14 protein-coding genes and 2 pseudogenes are annotated in these 15,768 nt (G+C 33.5%); 7 read left to right on the top strand and 9 right to left on the bottom strand.

Annotation, left to right across the window (positions count from 1 at the left end):
• The first annotated feature begins 300 nt into the window (after window positions 1–300).
• From Q0Y61_RS08750 to Q0Y61_RS08735, 4 genes are read left to right on the top strand one after another with little or no spacing between them, the layout of a single operon-like run.
• The gene (locus tag Q0Y61_RS08750; protein ID WP_297814228.1) at window positions 301–3,138 is read left to right on the top strand and encodes a DEAD/DEAH box helicase family protein; all 2,838 of its coding nucleotides are present in this window, start codon (window positions 301–303) and stop codon (window positions 3,136–3,138) included.
• A gap of 2 nt (window positions 3,139–3,140) precedes the next feature.
• Complete coding sequence (locus Q0Y61_RS08745; protein WP_297814227.1) at window positions 3,141–5,117, top strand: site-specific DNA-methyltransferase; 1,977 nt, start codon at window positions 3,141–3,143, stop codon at window positions 5,115–5,117.
• Between the two features lie 18 nt (window positions 5,118–5,135).
• Window positions 5,136–6,035 carry a hypothetical protein gene (locus Q0Y61_RS08740; protein ID WP_297814226.1) on the top strand — a complete coding sequence of 300 codons (900 nt, stop codon included), beginning with the start codon at window positions 5,136–5,138 and terminating at the stop codon, window positions 6,033–6,035.
• A gap of 16 nt (window positions 6,036–6,051) precedes the next feature.
• On the top strand, window positions 6,052–6,447 hold the full coding sequence (locus Q0Y61_RS08735) for a hypothetical protein (protein ID WP_297814225.1): 396 nt from the start codon (window positions 6,052–6,054) through the stop codon (window positions 6,445–6,447).
• 147 nt (window positions 6,448–6,594) lie between these two features.
• On the opposite strand, the gene Q0Y61_RS08730 is transcribed toward Q0Y61_RS08735, so the two are convergent.
• Complete coding sequence (locus Q0Y61_RS08730; protein WP_297814224.1) at window positions 6,595–6,894, bottom strand: alpha/beta hydrolase; 300 nt, start codon at window positions 6,892–6,894, stop codon at window positions 6,595–6,597.
• A gap of 165 nt (window positions 6,895–7,059) precedes the next feature.
• Here Q0Y61_RS08730 and Q0Y61_RS08725 point away from each other — a divergent pair, with 165 nt between their 5' ends.
• Window positions 7,060–7,545, top strand: a complete 486-nt coding sequence (locus Q0Y61_RS08725) for a hypothetical protein (RefSeq protein WP_034342518.1) — start codon at window positions 7,060–7,062, stop codon at window positions 7,543–7,545.
• A gap of 55 nt (window positions 7,546–7,600) precedes the next feature.
• Window positions 7,601–8,179, top strand: coding sequence for a phosphoglycerate mutase family protein (locus tag Q0Y61_RS08720; RefSeq protein WP_297814223.1), 579 nt, complete (start codon window positions 7,601–7,603; stop codon window positions 8,177–8,179).
• A gap of 13 nt (window positions 8,180–8,192) precedes the next feature.
• Here the strand turns inward: Q0Y61_RS08720 and Q0Y61_RS08715 are convergent, their stop codons facing one another.
• The 8 genes and pseudogenes from Q0Y61_RS08715 to Q0Y61_RS08680 form a co-directional block, all read right to left on the bottom strand.
• Window positions 8,193–9,509, bottom strand: coding sequence for an MATE family efflux transporter (locus Q0Y61_RS08715; protein ID WP_297814222.1), 1,317 nt, complete (start codon window positions 9,507–9,509; stop codon window positions 8,193–8,195).
• Window positions 9,510–10,048: 539 nt separating this feature from the next.
• A pseudogene (locus Q0Y61_RS08710) lies at window positions 10,049–10,195 on the bottom strand (R.Pab1 family restriction endonuclease); the annotation flags it as partial.
• A 40-nt stretch (window positions 10,196–10,235) separates the two neighbouring features.
• Complete coding sequence (locus Q0Y61_RS08705) at window positions 10,236–10,826, bottom strand: HNH endonuclease (protein ID WP_297814221.1); 591 nt, start codon at window positions 10,824–10,826, stop codon at window positions 10,236–10,238.
• Window positions 10,827–10,909: 83 nt separating this feature from the next.
• Entirely contained in the window at window positions 10,910–11,962 is a 1,053-nt protein-coding gene (locus Q0Y61_RS08700; RefSeq protein ID WP_297814220.1) for an HNH endonuclease signature motif containing protein, read from the bottom strand.
• A gap of 38 nt (window positions 11,963–12,000) precedes the next feature.
• On the bottom strand, window positions 12,001–12,831 hold the full coding sequence (locus tag Q0Y61_RS08695) for a site-specific DNA-methyltransferase (protein ID WP_297814219.1): 831 nt from the start codon (window positions 12,829–12,831) through the stop codon (window positions 12,001–12,003).
• Window positions 12,832–12,927: 96 nt separating this feature from the next.
• A complete protein-coding gene (locus Q0Y61_RS08690) occupies window positions 12,928–13,161 on the bottom strand; it encodes a hypothetical protein (RefSeq protein ID WP_297814218.1) in 234 nt (77 codons plus the stop codon).
• Window positions 13,162–13,245: 84 nt separating this feature from the next.
• Window positions 13,246–14,370: an N-6 DNA methylase gene (locus Q0Y61_RS08685; protein ID WP_297814217.1), complete on the bottom strand. Its 1,125-nt coding sequence runs from the start codon at window positions 14,368–14,370 to the stop codon at window positions 13,246–13,248.
• Between the two features lie 76 nt (window positions 14,371–14,446).
• Window positions 14,447–15,163 (bottom strand): ankyrin repeat domain-containing protein, encoded by a 717-nt coding sequence (locus Q0Y61_RS08680; RefSeq protein WP_297814216.1) that lies wholly within the window; start codon window positions 15,161–15,163, stop codon window positions 14,447–14,449.
• A 210-nt stretch (window positions 15,164–15,373) separates the two neighbouring features.
• Here Q0Y61_RS08680 and Q0Y61_RS08675 point away from each other — a divergent pair.
• Window positions 15,374–15,768 (top strand): annotated as a pseudogene (locus tag Q0Y61_RS08675) (hypothetical protein); the annotation flags it as partial.

The following is a 15,768-nucleotide window of genomic DNA, read 5'->3' as shown; positions in this document are numbered from 1 at the left end:
TAAAATAAAACCAACTTTGAAATTATAAAGCCTGATACCTAGTGTTTGTCAAGGGGTGGGGCGAGAATTTTAATAAAGATTTTATAATTTCAAAGACTAAAGCGTGAATTGTTAAAATTCAATAAAGCATAAGCCCGATATAGCTAAAATAGCACAAAATAAAGGCATAGGGAGTGTTGCGTATGGATTACAAAAAAGCATTTTATTCTAAACCAGAGGATTGCTACTTAGGCGTGAAAATTAAGGATTTTTCACAAGCAAATATTACACAAGATAATAATTTAGTAAGCAGGACTTGAAATGTTTTACCCAATAATCACAAAAACAAGAGATGCTTGGTTTAGCGCAAAAGATTGCCCCATTAAAGAGATTATTTCTTATATACAAAAGAAAAATGCCTTGCGTGATGCGCAAATTGAAGCGATTAAAACCTATTTATACCTTAAAATTGAGTGCCAAAACAAGCCTTTATGGCAGCTTTTCTATGAAAGAAAGATTTCCACACTAGAGATTGAAGGCTTACAAGACAAAGTTAGCCACGCACTTTTTGAACATTTATCACAAAACAAAGCAGCTTTAAATTTCTATGGTATAGCCCTTGCACTTGACAAAAAGCCTTTGTTGAATTTCATAAACAAAAACTTCAAAAGCTTAGATTATGAAAGTATTTTTAAGAGCTTTTTTTACAATGTTTCCTATACAGATTATCTCTTTTCTTTGCCTATGGGCGCAGGTAAAACTTATCTTATGGCAGCCTTTATGTATTTAGATTTGTATTTTGCGCATAACGAGCCAGACAATAAGGCTTTCGCGCATAATTTCTTAATCCTAGCTCCTTCAGGGCTTAAAAGCTCTATTATTCCAAGCCTTAGGAATATTAAGGATTTTGATGTGAGTTGGATTTTGCCCGAACCGAGTGCAAGTAAGCTTAAAAAACTTATTAAATTTGAAATACTCAACCAAAGCAAAACAAACAAGAAAAGTAATAAAATCCAAAATCCCAATGTTGCTAAAATCGCTTCTCATCAGCCTTATGAAAATATGCTTGGCGTGATTTTGCTTACCAATGCTGAAAAAGTGATTTTAGAAAAGCTTGATGATAAAGAGGTTTTACACAAAGATTTAAGTGAGGAACAAAAGCGAGAATGGAGCAGTGCAAATGAGCTAAGAAATGCTATCACAAAGATTCCACATTTAGGCATTTTTATTGATGAAGTGCATCACGCAGCAAATGAAGAAATCAAGCTAAGACAGGTTGTGAGTGAGTGGAGTAAAAAAGGTTCTGTAAATATAGTTGCTGGATTTTCAGGCACTCCTTATCTTAAAAGCACAGAAAAAATATCTATAAGCAAAGAGGTGAAAATTGAGCACAAAGAAATTTCAAATATCGTATATTATTATCCACTCATTCAAGGTATAGGAAATTTTCTTAAAACCCCTGTGGTTAAAGTCGCCCACACTTCACATCGTCTTGAAATTGTAGAACAAGCCTTGAGAGAGTTTTTGAGAGATTCTAAAATTTACGAAAATACCCTAAATAGCAAAGTGGCTATTTATTGTGGCAGTATTGAGAATCTAGAGGAGCAAATCTATCCAAAGGTGTGTGAAATTTTAGGCGAATTTCAATTAAGCAGTGATTGTGTTTTGAAGTTTCATAAGGGTAATAAATCCTACCCAGAGCCTAAAAATGCGTTAATTGAGTTTGAGGGTTTAGATAGCCCTTTTTCAAAAATTAAAGTTATTTTACTCGTGCAAATTGGTAAAGAGGGGTGGGATTGTAAATCTTTAAGTGGGGTTGTTTTATCCCAAGAGGGTGATTGTCCTAAAAATATGGTTTTACAAACAGCTTGTAGGTGTTTAAGGCAGGTGCAAAAACACAAAAACGAAAAAGCCCTGATTTATCTTAATGAATTTAATGCTAAAAAACTTGCCGAGCAATTAGCTCAAGAGCAAAAAATGAGCTTAGAGGAGTTTCAAAAAGGTGAGAGAGAAAAGCTAATAGAAGTGCAAAGATTTGATAGAACAAAAAGATTGCATTTAAATCCTATTGATTTTTATCAATTAAAACTTATTTTTGAAAACTCCACCACAAAAAGCGCAAATCCAGCTAAAAGCTTAAAATCTATTGAGCCGACAAAAGACAGCTTTATCATTAAAGAGCAAGATTTAGAGAATCAAGTGCTAAATACAGAGGTAAAAAAAAGACAAATTAAAGAAGAAGCGCATTTTAAGCTTTGGCTTTATGCAATAATAAAAGAGAGTTTTCACACGCTTACAATGCACGATTTAACACCTTTTGAAAAGCCACTTAAAAAGCTTTTTGATACAATTACTTTAAAAGAAAACGATAAGCTTTATTTTAATCTAGATTTTGATAGAAAGGCTTTAGAATCTAGCATTAGAAAAGCCTTTTGCGATAAAAGAAAGTTTCACATACAAAAAGAGCTGATTCCTCAAAGTGCGAGTTTGCTTATCGCTTCTAAGCTTACTTCACCTATTTGTGTAGAAAATGATACCGCTTTTATCCCCACACAAGACATAATGCAAAGAATCATCGATGAAGACGCAGGAAAAATTGGTATAAAGTTAAGTGAGGAGCAAAAGAAACTCCTTGTTGAAACATTAGGAGAGGATTTAGCACAAAAGGCAATTCAAGAAAAGGAAAGTTCCACCCCGCTCAAAGACAAAACCTACCACTATTTACCTTATCAAACTGATAGTGCGTATGAAAGAGAAGTTTTTGATGAGATTTTAAAGCTACAGAAATTTAAAGAGCTTGATTTAGAGCTTTATTATAATGGTGATAGTGCCTTGAGTGAATTTAAAATAGAGACTTCTTATAAAAATACCAATTTAGGTAACTACACGCCTGATTTTTTGATTTTGCAAAGAAAACAAGAGCAAATCCATAGAATCTTAATTGTAGAGACAAAAGGAAAGCCTTATGCAGAGGGCTTCAAGCCTAAAAAGGCATTTATGGACGAATTTATTAAGTTGAATAATAAAGAATTTGGCTATAAGAAATTTAGCTTTTTATATTTGCAAGATGCTGACGACAAAGGCAATGTGCTAGATAAAGGCAATAGGCTTATTGATAAAATCAATGAAGCGCTAAGTTTTTTTGGAGCAAAGGAGTAAAAATGCCATTAAAATATATCCCCTATTTTAAAGACCCCATTAAAGGACAAGCCCTTTTAGATAACTTCACCCGCACTTTAAAATATAGTGGCAATGACAAGGTGGGCTATAAAATTAAACGTGGAATGCCCCTTTATGAAACAAAGCTTATAGAATCCGTGCGAGGAAATAGCACGAGTGAGGCTTGTCATACTAAGCAAAGCGAAGTATCTTGCAATGATAAAAAGCCTCAAAACCTCCTTTTGCGTGGTGAGTGCTTAAGTGCTTGTGCTTACTTAAAAGAGCAAGGCATAGAAGTGGATTTAGTCTATATAGACCCGCCTTTTGCAAGTGGAGCAGACTATGCAAAAAAGGTATATTTAAGGAAAAATCCTAAAATCGCCGAGATGCTAGAGGGTGAAAATGAAATTGAGATGAGTGAGGATTTTAAAGGTTTTGAAGAAAAGATGTATGGTGATATTTGGAATAAAGAGGATTATTTGAATTGGATGTATGAAAACTTAACCGCCATAAAATCGGTAATGAGTGAGAATGCGAGTATTTATGTGCATTTAGATTGGCATATCGGGCATTATGTGAAGATTTTAATGGATGAGATTTTTGGGGAGGAGAATTTTGTAAATGAGATAGTGTGGGGGTATCGCATACAGGGCGTAGGAAAAGATTTTTGGGGAAGAAAACACGACACTATATTTTATTACAGAAAATCCGATTCTTACATATTTGAACCAGAAAAGGAAAATATTATTTATGAAAATCCTTTTATAGATACAAAAGTCCAAGCCCCTAAAATGGATAAAATAACAGAAAAAGATAAGCAATATATTATTGAATGCCTTAATGATAAAAAGCCATTAAATGATAAATTTAAAAACTTATTATTTAATAGCTATTATTCAAATGTATATGTTAGAGATGTATGGGATTGTGATAGCACTAAACCTCTAATTAGCGGTTCAAGCGAATATTTAAATTATATTACACAAAAACCCGAAGGACTCTTAGAGCGCATTATCAAGGCAAGCTCAAATGAAAATATGATAGTCGCTGATTTCTTTGGAGGAAGTGGGGTAACTGCGGCAGTGGCACAAAAGCTCAATCGTCGCTTTATCCATTGTGATATAGGGATAAACTCCATTCAAACAACAAGGGATAGGCTTAAAGAACTCAATGCAGAATTTGATATTTTAGAGATAAAAGATGGCATAAGCTTATTTAGAAATCCAGCACAAACGATGGATAAGCTTAAAACTCTCATTGTGGGCTTAAGTGAGAATGAAAATTTAGATAAGGACTTTTGGTTTGGAAGCATTATAGATTCTAAACTTGGAATCGTGCCTGTCTCTGTGCCAAATCTGCTAGATAGTGGTAGCAAAATGCTTGATATTGTGGCGATGAATGAACTGATTAATAAAGGCTTAAATACCCTTGATGAAGAGCTTGATGTAAAAAAAGTCATTGTGTATTATATAGATATTGAGGATTTAGAGGGTATGCAAAGATTTATCAAAGAGCAAAATACGCATACGCTTATAGAAGTTGAACTAAGAGCATTAGGGGAGTTGCTTGATGAAGTGATAGATGAGGATTATATAGAATACCACTTAGAGCAAAAAGAGCAGGGCTATGAACTTGAAATTACTCAATTTTTAAGTGATAGAGTGAATCAAAAAATCAAAGCTTATAATGAAAAAAAAGCAACACAGAGCATTAAGAATGGCAAAATTTTTACACCTATTAGCATAAGTGAAAATGGCTTAGAATGTATAGAATATATAAGTATTGATTGTGAAAACGCCGATAGAAATGCGACTTGGAAAAGTAGCAGTGAGATAAAAATCACCAAAAATTCCTTTGTGATTAAAAATGGCGTGAAAACAAAAGAGTTTTGGAATGGCAAAATCACTTCTAGCAAAAAGCCTCTAAGACTTAAGGTACGCAATATCTGCGGCGATGAGAGCGTGATAGATTTAAACTAAATTATTAAAGGAGTAAAAATGCGTAAAACGATTAACTTTGGATTCTATACGATTAAAGCAATCCATAAAAAAGAGAATAGACAAGAAAAAGGCTTGACTTTATTTTTTAAAGAAATAGGGCAAAGACCACTAAATATTGAAGAGCAAAATCATAGATATATTTATCTAAGCAATGAAAATATCATAACAATAGCTAATTTTGAGTATGCAAGTAATGGTATTTTTCTCAAGCTTAGAAAATGCAGAAGCAAAGATATTAAAGGGAGTTTCTTGGGTGATGGTAATCAAGAATATGATGTTAATCAAGTTTTAAATTCTAATTTCCATAGAGAAGATAGCACAACAATAGAAGAAAGTTTTATAAAAATTTTTAATAATGGAGTAATGGTTTTTCAGCTTAACAAAAATAGCGTAACACCAAATCAATTTAAATATTACTTGGAAGAATACCTTAAAGAATATAGATTTGAAATATTGCCAATTTATAGAAATGATTTATTTGAACAGCTTGAAAAAGGCAGTATTAAGGAGGTTTTACTCAAAGTAGGTTTTAACCCCAAAGGCTCTAAATTTAACCTAGAATCTCATAGTGGGGCAACGAGGATTGATGTTATCTTTAGAAAATCTCATTCAAAAAACTTTTTAAGTTTGCAATATTTTAAAGAATTATTAACTAATCGCAAAACCTCTAAACTTGGTGCTTTAGATAATGGAAGCATTGAAGAAGCCAACATTACTTTAAACAACAATTCTTCGCCTATAAAACTAGAACATTATGAGCTTCGAGAAAAACAAGAGTTTAAAAGCAATGAGATTGCAAATAGCCAAATATCAAATCATAGTTTCTTTGATAGCTTATTGCAAAAACATAGTAATTTTTTGAGGGAATATTTAGCAAGAGATACGCGTTACGATTAAGATTTAAGGAATAACTATGGAACAAGATATTATTGATATAGTTAAAAATCTTATGAGTGGAACTCTGGCATTTATAGGGCTAATATTCACATCTTTGGGGATTATCCTTAATATCAAAGATAATTGGAAAACAAAACGCTTAAGAAAAAGTGATGAATTTACACATTTTATCACAATGAATATTCGGTGCGTAATATATGCAGTTTTATTGCTATTTATTTCTTTTATTATTATTTTTTGTAAAGAATACAAAAGTGCATTTTGGTTTTTTTCAATTCTTTATGGCGTAATATTTTTACTAATAATTATATTATTGATAAAAATTATTTTAAGATACAAGCTGCTTATAATATTATTGAATGATGATACGAAACCGGAATTATCTATTGAAAAAAACAATGATGATGATTGATATTTATCGGGATAACAAAAAAACAAAATGGGGGCTTTACTTGGTGGCGAGATTTATAGGGAATATCCAAAATTAAAACACATAATCCCAATTTATCCTAAAAATCCTAATGTGCTAAATCGCCTAAAAACTCTACCAAATATACTTTTACAAACTCTCCCCATAAAACCGCTCTCCTAATGCCTCCTCAACCACTTCTTTTTTGTAGTAAGTTTGGATATGCATTGCGTTTTTAAGCTTATAAAGTCTTTTATCTTTGCTTCCTGCCTTTTTATACGCTGCCTCGCTCATATACGCAGTATCCGCCTTATCTCCCACAAGCATTAATAAAGGCTGATTTATAAGCTCAATTTGATTGAGTGTATCAAAGCGCATTAAATCAAGCAGTGAGCTTGTCGTATAGGCAAAAGTAGAGTTTGGGTGTGCGTGTGTATCGCCATAATACATTGCGCCTTCCCTATACAAATCTGTGGCTTCTCCTTAGAGGTAAAATAAAACCAACTTTGAAATTATAAAGCCTGATACCTAGTATTTGTCAAGGGGAAATTGCAAAATATGTTATAATGTGATTTACCTATCTGCTAAAATCTGTAAAAAACAAAGGGGGATTAAATGATAAGATTTGCACCAATATATTTAAGTATGTTGTTTATCTCTGGTTGTGCAGTGCTAAAACCTGTGGAAGTAAAAAGATTTGGCAATACAAGTGCGTATCAATTTGTTTTTATCTCACAAACACAAACTCTAAATTCTAGTGCAGGAGGTGGCTATATTGGATATGGCACAAGCGGAGGATTTTCCTATATGACATCTAAAAGTATCAACCCTTCAGATGTCATCTCTGGCATTTTAATGAAAAAAGGATTTGTCATTGTAGAGAGCATTACTAATCCAACTCAAACCCTTATAGTTAAATATGGGCAAGGTGATAAAAGAGAGGTATTAGGGGGATTAGGAGGTTATACACTTGAAGTGTCTATTCAGATTTTAAAGGCTAAAACCCAAGAACCATTGTTCCTTTGCACTGCTGAAGGGCAAGGAGATACAGAAGCTGACGACATAAGAGAAGCCATTACAAGATGTTTGCAAGAATTATAAAACAAAAAAGCATTATAGAATCTTGCGTGATTTCATTGCATAACAGGAGTGAGCTTTGCATTTCTTAGAACTCGCCAAAGAAAACCAACAAAAAGCCTTTGAAATCATAGAGCAAACCAAAGTTTTGGAGTGTTGGCAAAGCATTGGTGCAGAGATTAACCTCATTGGCTCACTCAAAATGGGCTTACTTTGCAAACATCTTGATATTGATTTTCATATCTACACGCCCACACTTGAAGTTACCCGAAGCTTTGACGCAATGGCAAAACTCGCAAACAATCCTAAAATTATCCACATAGAGTATCGCAATCTTTTGGAGCAAGAGGATAAGTGTTTGGAGTGGCACGCATTCTATCAAGACGAGCAACTTTGGCAAATAGATATGATTCACATTGTGCAAGGCAGCAAGTATGCGGGGTATTTTGAGAGAGTGGCGGAGTGTATTTTACAAATAATGAGCGAAGCACAAAAAGAGCAGATTCTAAAGCTTAAGTTTGAAACGCCAGATAACCTTAAAATTGCGGGGATAGAATACTATCAAGCCGTGCTACAAGAAGACATTACGGACTTTACAGAGTTTATGCAATGGCACAAATCTCGCCCGCAAAATGCTATTGTAGAGTGGATTCCTTAATAGGCAAGTAGAATCAAAATTTTAAAATTCTTTTGAGTAGCACAAAGCTTAAGACAATACAAAGCAAATCGCCTACAAATGCAGCACACCAAATGCCATTAAGCCCAAAAAAGTAAGTTAAGACAAAAAGGCTACAAAGTGGTGCAAAACAACCTTGCACCAAAGTAATTAAGAGAGAATAAGAGGCTTTGTTAAAAGCGGTGAGAAAAGAGCTTACGCATACATTAAACCAAGTGATACAATAATTGAGCGCATATAGGCTCAACGCAAAAGCACTAAAGATGATAAAATCTTGATTGGTTTTTTCTGTGAAAAGCTCAATGAGGCTTTCACTCCATAGCATAATAGCTATAAAAACACCAAAACAAAGTAAAAAAGCGGTGCTAAGGATAGAGAGGATAAGAGATTTTAATCTTGCTTTGTCCTTTTTAGCGTAATTGTAGCTTAGTGCGGGTTGCATACCCTCGCATAGGCTCATAATAAAAGCGATAATAAAAGTATCAATATAAAGTATAATAGAAAATGTCGCTACACCACTTTCTCCAGCGAGTTTAAGCAATAAAAAGTTTGCGACAATCATTAAAATTGAGCCTGAAATATTGCCCAAAAATACAGAACTTCCATTGTAGAAAATGTTTAAAAAGGTTTTTAGCTTAAAAAGAATCCTGCTAAATTTTAGCTCCACATTACCAAAAATAAAAGGCAAAAATCCCAAAATGGTAGTCAAGGCTAAACTTATACAAAGAGCAAGTGCTGATGAAAACAACCCCCAGCCAAGCACTACGATAAACAAATAATCCAAAAAGATATTGCAAAGCGCCATAAGAATGTTGATAAACATACTATACATATTTTTGGCGCAAATTCGCAAATAATTATCCAAGGCGAAATGAAACGCAATAAGCGGTGTAAAATAGATAAAAATACTCACAAAATCTTTTGCCTTTACTTTTGATAGATTGCTAATATCTAGCAAATCTATTAAAAAAGGTGCAAGGAAAAAGGCACACATTGCCATAAAACAAGAGAAAACAAAGGTAACAACCAAAGAAGTGCTAAACAGAATGGAAGCCTCTTTTGACTTCCCTTTGCCCAAAGAAAGGCTAATGAGTACAGAGGAGCCAATGGCAATCATATCTGTAAGTGCAAAGCTAATAATGACAAAGGGCATAATAAGCCCCATAACTGCTAAATCTTCGCTGCCTAAAAACTTGCCTACAAAGATACCATCAATAATGTAACATAAAGAAAGAAACACGCCACTTATGCAATGAGGCAATGCACAACGCACGAGCAAATACAAAGGGTGTTTTACAAAAATATTGGACATAGGATTCCTTTTTGAGATTTCTAAAATTTAAATAAGAAAAATCAAAAAGCTAATGGGGACTTTGAGAAGCAAAAAGATAAGAAGAAAATTTACAAAGATACAAAGAAAAGAATAATGCAAAAAAGATAGATAAAAATAGCATAACTCAACCTTCATAACTAATGTAAATTCAAGAGAGCCATTCTAACAAAGTAATCTTAATCTCACTTAAAGAATCTTTTGAGGGCAAATAATGCAAAATCGCACTTGCAATCTTTATAAAAAGCCATAAATTCCAAGCTATTTAAACTTATGGCTTGCCTTAAGCCCAATGGTTGAAGCGATGATGAGTGTGATAAAGATGAGTTTTAGCATTAATTTTAAGCCCTTTTAATTACAATGCCCTTGATAAATTCAAAGGGTTTTTGCCCACCCTTTGAGCTAAGAATTAAATGCTATTGTAGAGTGGATTCCTTAGTTTTGGTAGATTGTGCAGGTAAGGATTATCCCTACTTAATATTTAGAATCCTTGAGATATTATCTATCTTTTGCACAAAAACCTATTTAAAAAATGTCTTTTTTATCAAATGAAGAATCTGCAACACATCGTAATGATGATTCTTGCTTAAGATACCAAAAATCTTAAAACACTCAAGCACAAATGTCTTATGTCTAGCATCTAATGACAAAATCCCACATTCTTTAGTATTTGTAACTTTGACTCAAGTGGAACCATCATAAAATCTATCACTTCTTCCAAACAATATGCCCATTAATATTATGTTTCTCATAAACCTCTAGCACATCTTCTAAGAAATCTATTAATTCTTTCTCATTGGCATTTTTGGCGGTTTCTAACATCCTTAAAAACATCTTTTTGCCTGTCTCGGTTTGTTTTAGATTTTTCTTTAAGAAGTTATGCTTACTACAAAGCGTTTGTCCATTCTCTAAGGTGGCTTTACCGCCCAAATCTTTTGGCTTAATATGGTCAATATGTAATTCCGCGCCCTCTTGTTTGCCTATTCCGCAGATAACGCATTGATAATTATCTCGCTCTAAAATTTGCTTTTTAAGTGCAGGGGCAAAATCCTCCAAATCCTCTCGTAAAGCAACAAAATCAGAGTCATAACGATAGACTCCTTTTGCAATTTTTTGCAAATAGCCCCTTTGGTGCAAACTCCTAATCCCTCTATCTGGGTCTCTAAAAACTTTACCCGTGCGTTTTTGCCATTCTTTTACAACCCAATCTACAACTTCTGGGTGCGGAATATCCCTTTTTGGATTTGCTTTAAAAAATTCCATTATTAAATCAAGTTGGCTACCCTGTTTTTCACTCATCAAACAATCCCTCCTCTTTTTTAATCATCTCTAAAAGCGATTTTTTGCTACAAATGCGCGCCATTTGCTTTCCTACTAATTCTCTAACAATAATCATCAAAGACTTCACCACCTTTCCATTCCAGCCCTTGAGCAAGAGTAAAATATTTACGTCCGCCTCTTTCATCAAAATATGTTCCTAAAGCTATATGAATAAAACAATCATTCTCGTATGTAACTTTTGCTAAAGAATATTTCTTTACATTTGGTGGCTCAAATTTACAAAGCACAAATAAAGCATTTTCATCTATTCTAGAATCTTCTTTATTTTGCATTAGACTTTTCTGTATTGTGCTATTTTGTAAAAGAGCATATTCTACAATCACAGACGAGCCATATTGATTGTTTGAAAATACTTTATCTTTTTGCATATTTTTCGCATAGGCTTCAAGGGGATTTACTTCTTTGGGTTTTGGACAGAGTGGAAACTCGCTTGGCGTTCTCCAATCCCTTTGCTTTGCATTTGCTGGAGAGATAGCCTGTGTATCATAAAAATCATCTTGTATAGATTTAGTGAATTTTGTAAAGGGCTTATAAATCCACTCACCTATACCCTTATTTTGATAAGAATATTCCTTTTTTGCCTGTTTTCTTTGTAAAAATAAATGCTCTAAATTTTTAAGACAATTTTGTGCTTCTTCTGTGCTAACTTGTCGCATCCATTGGAAATTTTGAGATTCATTTGCTAGAGCTCTTTCTCTCAAAATCTTAGGGTTCTTTAAAAATGCTTCAATGCTTCCACAATAATGAATAATCTTTTGACGCGTGAGTGGATTAAGCAGAGCATTTTCAAGTCGTGTAAGATAGCGGAGATTTTCTGGGCGATTATTTTGACGATTGGTATCAATATGGTCTATAATGTGTTCTTTTGTTGGTGGTTCTCCTAGAAAAGCCATAGCTACAATTCTATGCACTCTTGCAGAGCCAAGATAGAGGTAGCCATTTTTATGATTTAATGTGCCAAAACTCCAACAATTATCATTTTTATATCTCTTACCTTTTGCGTGGCGAAACACTGCACCATTATCCCTCACAGAATAAATATTTCCTTTATAAACACATTCTTTTGTTTGCATAAAAATATCAATAGGATTCATCTTATGTCTTTACATCTGTTTTAAGGCTGATTAAATATCTAAAGTGTGTTTGGAAACTCATCAAACAATCCCTTCTCTTTTTTGATTGTTTCTAAAAAACGATTTTTTGAGAGTTCGCAATAGGTGGAATCTAATTCAATGCCTACAAACTGACGCGCATTGAGATAAGATTCTATCATTGTTGTGCCACTCCCACTAAAAGGGTCGCATACCACATCACCTACAAAGGAAAAGAGCTTGATACAGCGGCGTGGTAACTCTCTAGGAAAGGGTGCAGGGTGTCCAATGCGCTTTTTAGATTCTCCATTGAAAGTCCATAGCCCATTAGTCCAATCCATAAATTCCTGCCTTTGTATATTACTTTGTCCTTTGTATCGTTTTTTCCACTCGCCCTTATATAGCACAAGGATTAGCTCCACAGGGGCAATCACATAAGGAGCAGAAGCAGAGAGCCAACTCCCCCACGCAGTGCGCCTTGAAATGTTGCCCTCATTCCATATTATCGTGCTGTGATATTTCCAACCCACTTTTTTAGCAATTTGTGTTAAATCCGCTCCCACACTTTGTTGTCCGCCCTTATTTTTATCCAAAGGGATATTAAGACAGAATCTTGCTCCATTTTTTGCCCAAAAATAGCAGTTTTTTAACCAAATCTTACAAAATTCTAAATATTCTTTATAGTCATTAGAATCTGCATTGGAGTTGTATTCTATCCCTACATTGTAGGGCGGTGAAGTAATGATTAAATCAAGAGTTTCTTTTTGTAAGAGTTTTTTATTTAAGATAGAATCTTGAAATAATGCAATGTCTTTATAATGAAATATAGTATTATCTACATTATTGAGCATATTGTGGGTACTTATGGTCATTTATGCTCCTTAATGCAATATGCTTTTACAATTTTTACAAGAAAAAGATTTAATTTGCGTTTGTGGCATTCTCACTTCTTAGTTGTTTTCTTTTAACTATTTACCTATGCAAGATAGAATAGATTTAAATCTATTTTGAAAACCACCCTTGCCATATTCTTCGCTGTATCTTTCTATTTTTTCTAAATCATCATTATCATATTCTAAAGTCTGTGATTCTTTATCATATTGTCCCTGTAATTTTCGCAGTAAGTTTTGATGTCCACCTTCTCCATTTACAGATTTAGATAGATTATCTATTGCTTCTTGATTAAGTTTAACACTATACACAATAAAACTCCTTCATTGAATTTCGTTCATTATTCTAACATTATTAATTTTAATTTGGACAAATTTTGCCATTTTTCTAGCCTTTCAATCCTCATAATGCTCCCCTAGCAAATCTTTAAAATACTGCATTATATCCTCACTTAGAATCTTATTTTCACTTGCTTTGATAAATGCAGATTCTAAGGCTTGAAATTTCTTAAAATCTATCAAAATATCACAATTTCCTAGATAATAAGGAATATGCTTGATGATTTGCTTAAACACATCAACATAACAATACAAGCTATATTTATCTTGTGTAACATACACCGCATTTGCAGTATTTTTGCTTATAAATGTTTTAGAGCGGCGGAGGGCATTAATATCACGCAGAGTATAAAACATCCCCACTTTGTGCCTTGAATCCACACGATTTTTATTTGGATATTTATCAATATATTTTGCGATAAAATCAAAATCATTGAGTTTAAAAGATTTGCCCTCACGAGTTTTAAAAGAAAAATTACAAATAAAATCAAAATCCATTCCTTGATTGTCTCTTTCATACAAGGCAATAACAATAGGAAAAAATCCCAAAGATTTAGGGCAAAAGATTTGTGAGCTAATGATTGTAGAATCTATCAAGCGATAATGCTTGATAAAATTTTTTAAGGATTTAAAGTTGGATTCCTTAATCAAATAAGAAAGCGGGTGAAGCACACAGATATAATCCGCTTTTAATATATCAAATGAGCGCAAAAAGCTAATGCCTATATCTCGCGCTTTAAGTTGAGAATCCACAGGAGTAGAATCAACATTTTTAAGACAATTTTGCACGATAGAAGTTTTGTCATTATAAGGTGGATTACCTACGATAATGAGTTTAGAAGAATCTAAAATATTAAATTTTTCTCTTGAGACATTTTGCAAGGAGTTTGTATGGAGGAATAAAGGTGCAATGGCATAATCTTTAAAAATTTTTTGAGCCTTTTGCAAGGCTTGCTTATCAATATCTGCGCCAATAATTTGAGTAAATTGTCTATTTGGGAAACTTTGTGGAATCTCTAAAAAACTCCCATAACCACAAGAGCTATCAAGCAAAACATAATCTTTTATATCAATTTTAGCATTTAAAAGCATTTGATACACAAGGCACACGATAGAATCCGGCGTGTAAAAACTCCCTTGATTAATTGTTTGGATTCTGTCTAAATGTGCTTGGGCTGTCATTTATTCTGTTCTCGCTTTACTCTCAATGGTTGAATATTGCAATAAATATGCTAATAGATATTTTTAAGCTTCAGATTTACAAAGCACAAAGTTCTTTATAACTTTTTGCTCCCGCTTGTTTTAAGCTCTCTTTCTCTTTTTCGTTTAATGCCATATCTAAAACGCTTTTTTGGTTATCTACCGCATTTACATCTGCACCAAGCGCAATGAGGGCTTTTATTGCCTGTATTTTAGGGGAGGAGCTAGAGAGAAGTAGAATCATTAAGGGCGTTTGGGAAATCTTATGCTTACCTATTTGAACCTGCGTCCTTGTATCAATGTTTGCGCCATATTTGCAAGCAATTTGAATCTTTTCTATCTCTTGATTGGCAGCACAACGATGTAAGAGATTCCAGCCGTCCCTGCCATAGTCTTCAAACTCCGCTTCTCTCTCAAGTAAAAAGGAGATGATTTGTGAATCTTGCCCACCCGCATCAACATAATATTGCAGAGCATTGCCCCAGCCGTCATTATCATTTGCCTTTAGCCCATATTGGAGCAAAAACTCTAAGATTTGAAAATCTTTTGTCCTATCACACACCAAACAAGCATTTCTAAGTGTAATAGCAGCGTTGAATATCGGTTCTTCCTCATCATCAAAATTTGGGTCATAAAAAAACCGCTGCGCGTCATAATATTGTAAAAATTGTTTCAATTTGCTCAAATCATTTGCTTTGATAATCTCCCATAGCTCATTTTGCAAATCATCTTTATCTTTATGGCTAAGACTTTTTATCTCTTCTAATGGAATCATCTCTTAATCTCCGAGTCAAAAATAACCTCGCATTATAGCAAAAAAAGAGTCTATAAATGCTGCATTTTACTAGCAATAGTGCAAATCTAGTCCGCAAAATGCTATTGTAGAGTGGATTCCCTAATTTTATACAAAGTGCAATCCTAGCCTTAAAACACAAGCTATTAAATATATTTTGGTAAAATTTTCTTAAGTTTAAGGAGAGGCACAATGAAGAGATTAATGATATTATGTTTTGTTAGCTTCGGCTTTATAGATGCTGCACAGAGGCTTGATATACAATGTGAAGTAGGATATAGAGAGAAAATATGTGGTGATGATTATTCTTGCGAAGCTTCAAAGTGTTGGATAAACAACACAGATATTCTCACTGCGTTTAGAAATGATTTAAGGTTTTGGATAGAAATCGCACAAAGAAGAGAAAGGGCTAATGAACCACAAACACAACTTTATCAAAAAGCTTTGTTGCAAGATTTACCAAATATCCAAACCACAAAAAGAGTAGAAATAAAAAACAAGTATGGTCAAACTTGTTTTATGGATATAAAGCGTCCAAATCAAAATACTTTGGAAATAGAGTATAATGACTGCTCTGATGAATCAGA

It is taken from the genome of uncultured Helicobacter sp. (assembly GCF_947367035.1).
Classification (GTDB): domain Bacteria; phylum Campylobacterota; class Campylobacteria; order Campylobacterales; family Helicobacteraceae; genus Helicobacter_D.
This window is presented reverse-complemented; position numbering and strand designations above follow the sequence as displayed.

What these genes read in the sequence shown, in the direction of transcription:
- Q0Y61_RS08750 (WP_297814228.1), top strand. Translation starts at nt 301, where the DNA reads ATGTTTTACCCAATAATCACAAAAACAAGAGATGCTTGGTTTAGCGCA.
- Q0Y61_RS08745 (WP_297814227.1), top strand. Translation starts at nt 3,141, where the DNA reads ATGCCATTAAAATATATCCCCTATTTTAAAGACCCCATTAAAGGACAA.
- Q0Y61_RS08740 (WP_297814226.1), top strand. Translation starts at nt 5,136, where the DNA reads ATGCGTAAAACGATTAACTTTGGATTCTATACGATTAAAGCAATCCAT.
- Q0Y61_RS08735 (WP_297814225.1), top strand. Translation starts at nt 6,052, where the DNA reads ATGGAACAAGATATTATTGATATAGTTAAAAATCTTATGAGTGGAACT.
- Q0Y61_RS08730 (WP_297814224.1), bottom strand. Translation starts at nt 6,894, where the DNA reads ATGTATTATGGCGATACACACGCACACCCAAACTCTACTTTTGCCTAT.
- Q0Y61_RS08725 (WP_034342518.1), top strand. Translation starts at nt 7,060, where the DNA reads ATGATAAGATTTGCACCAATATATTTAAGTATGTTGTTTATCTCTGGT.
- Q0Y61_RS08715 (WP_297814222.1), bottom strand. Translation starts at nt 9,509, where the DNA reads ATGTCCAATATTTTTGTAAAACACCCTTTGTATTTGCTCGTGCGTTGT.
- Q0Y61_RS08705 (WP_297814221.1), bottom strand. Translation starts at nt 10,826, where the DNA reads ATGAGTGAAAAACAGGGTAGCCAACTTGATTTAATAATGGAATTTTTT.
- Q0Y61_RS08700 (WP_297814220.1), bottom strand. Translation starts at nt 11,962, where the DNA reads ATGAATCCTATTGATATTTTTATGCAAACAAAAGAATGTGTTTATAAA.
- Q0Y61_RS08695 (WP_297814219.1), bottom strand. Translation starts at nt 12,831, where the DNA reads ATGACCATAAGTACCCACAATATGCTCAATAATGTAGATAATACTATA.
- Q0Y61_RS08685 (WP_297814217.1), bottom strand. Translation starts at nt 14,370, where the DNA reads ATGACAGCCCAAGCACATTTAGACAGAATCCAAACAATTAATCAAGGG.
- Q0Y61_RS08680 (WP_297814216.1), bottom strand. Translation starts at nt 15,163, where the DNA reads ATGATTCCATTAGAAGAGATAAAAAGTCTTAGCCATAAAGATAAAGAT.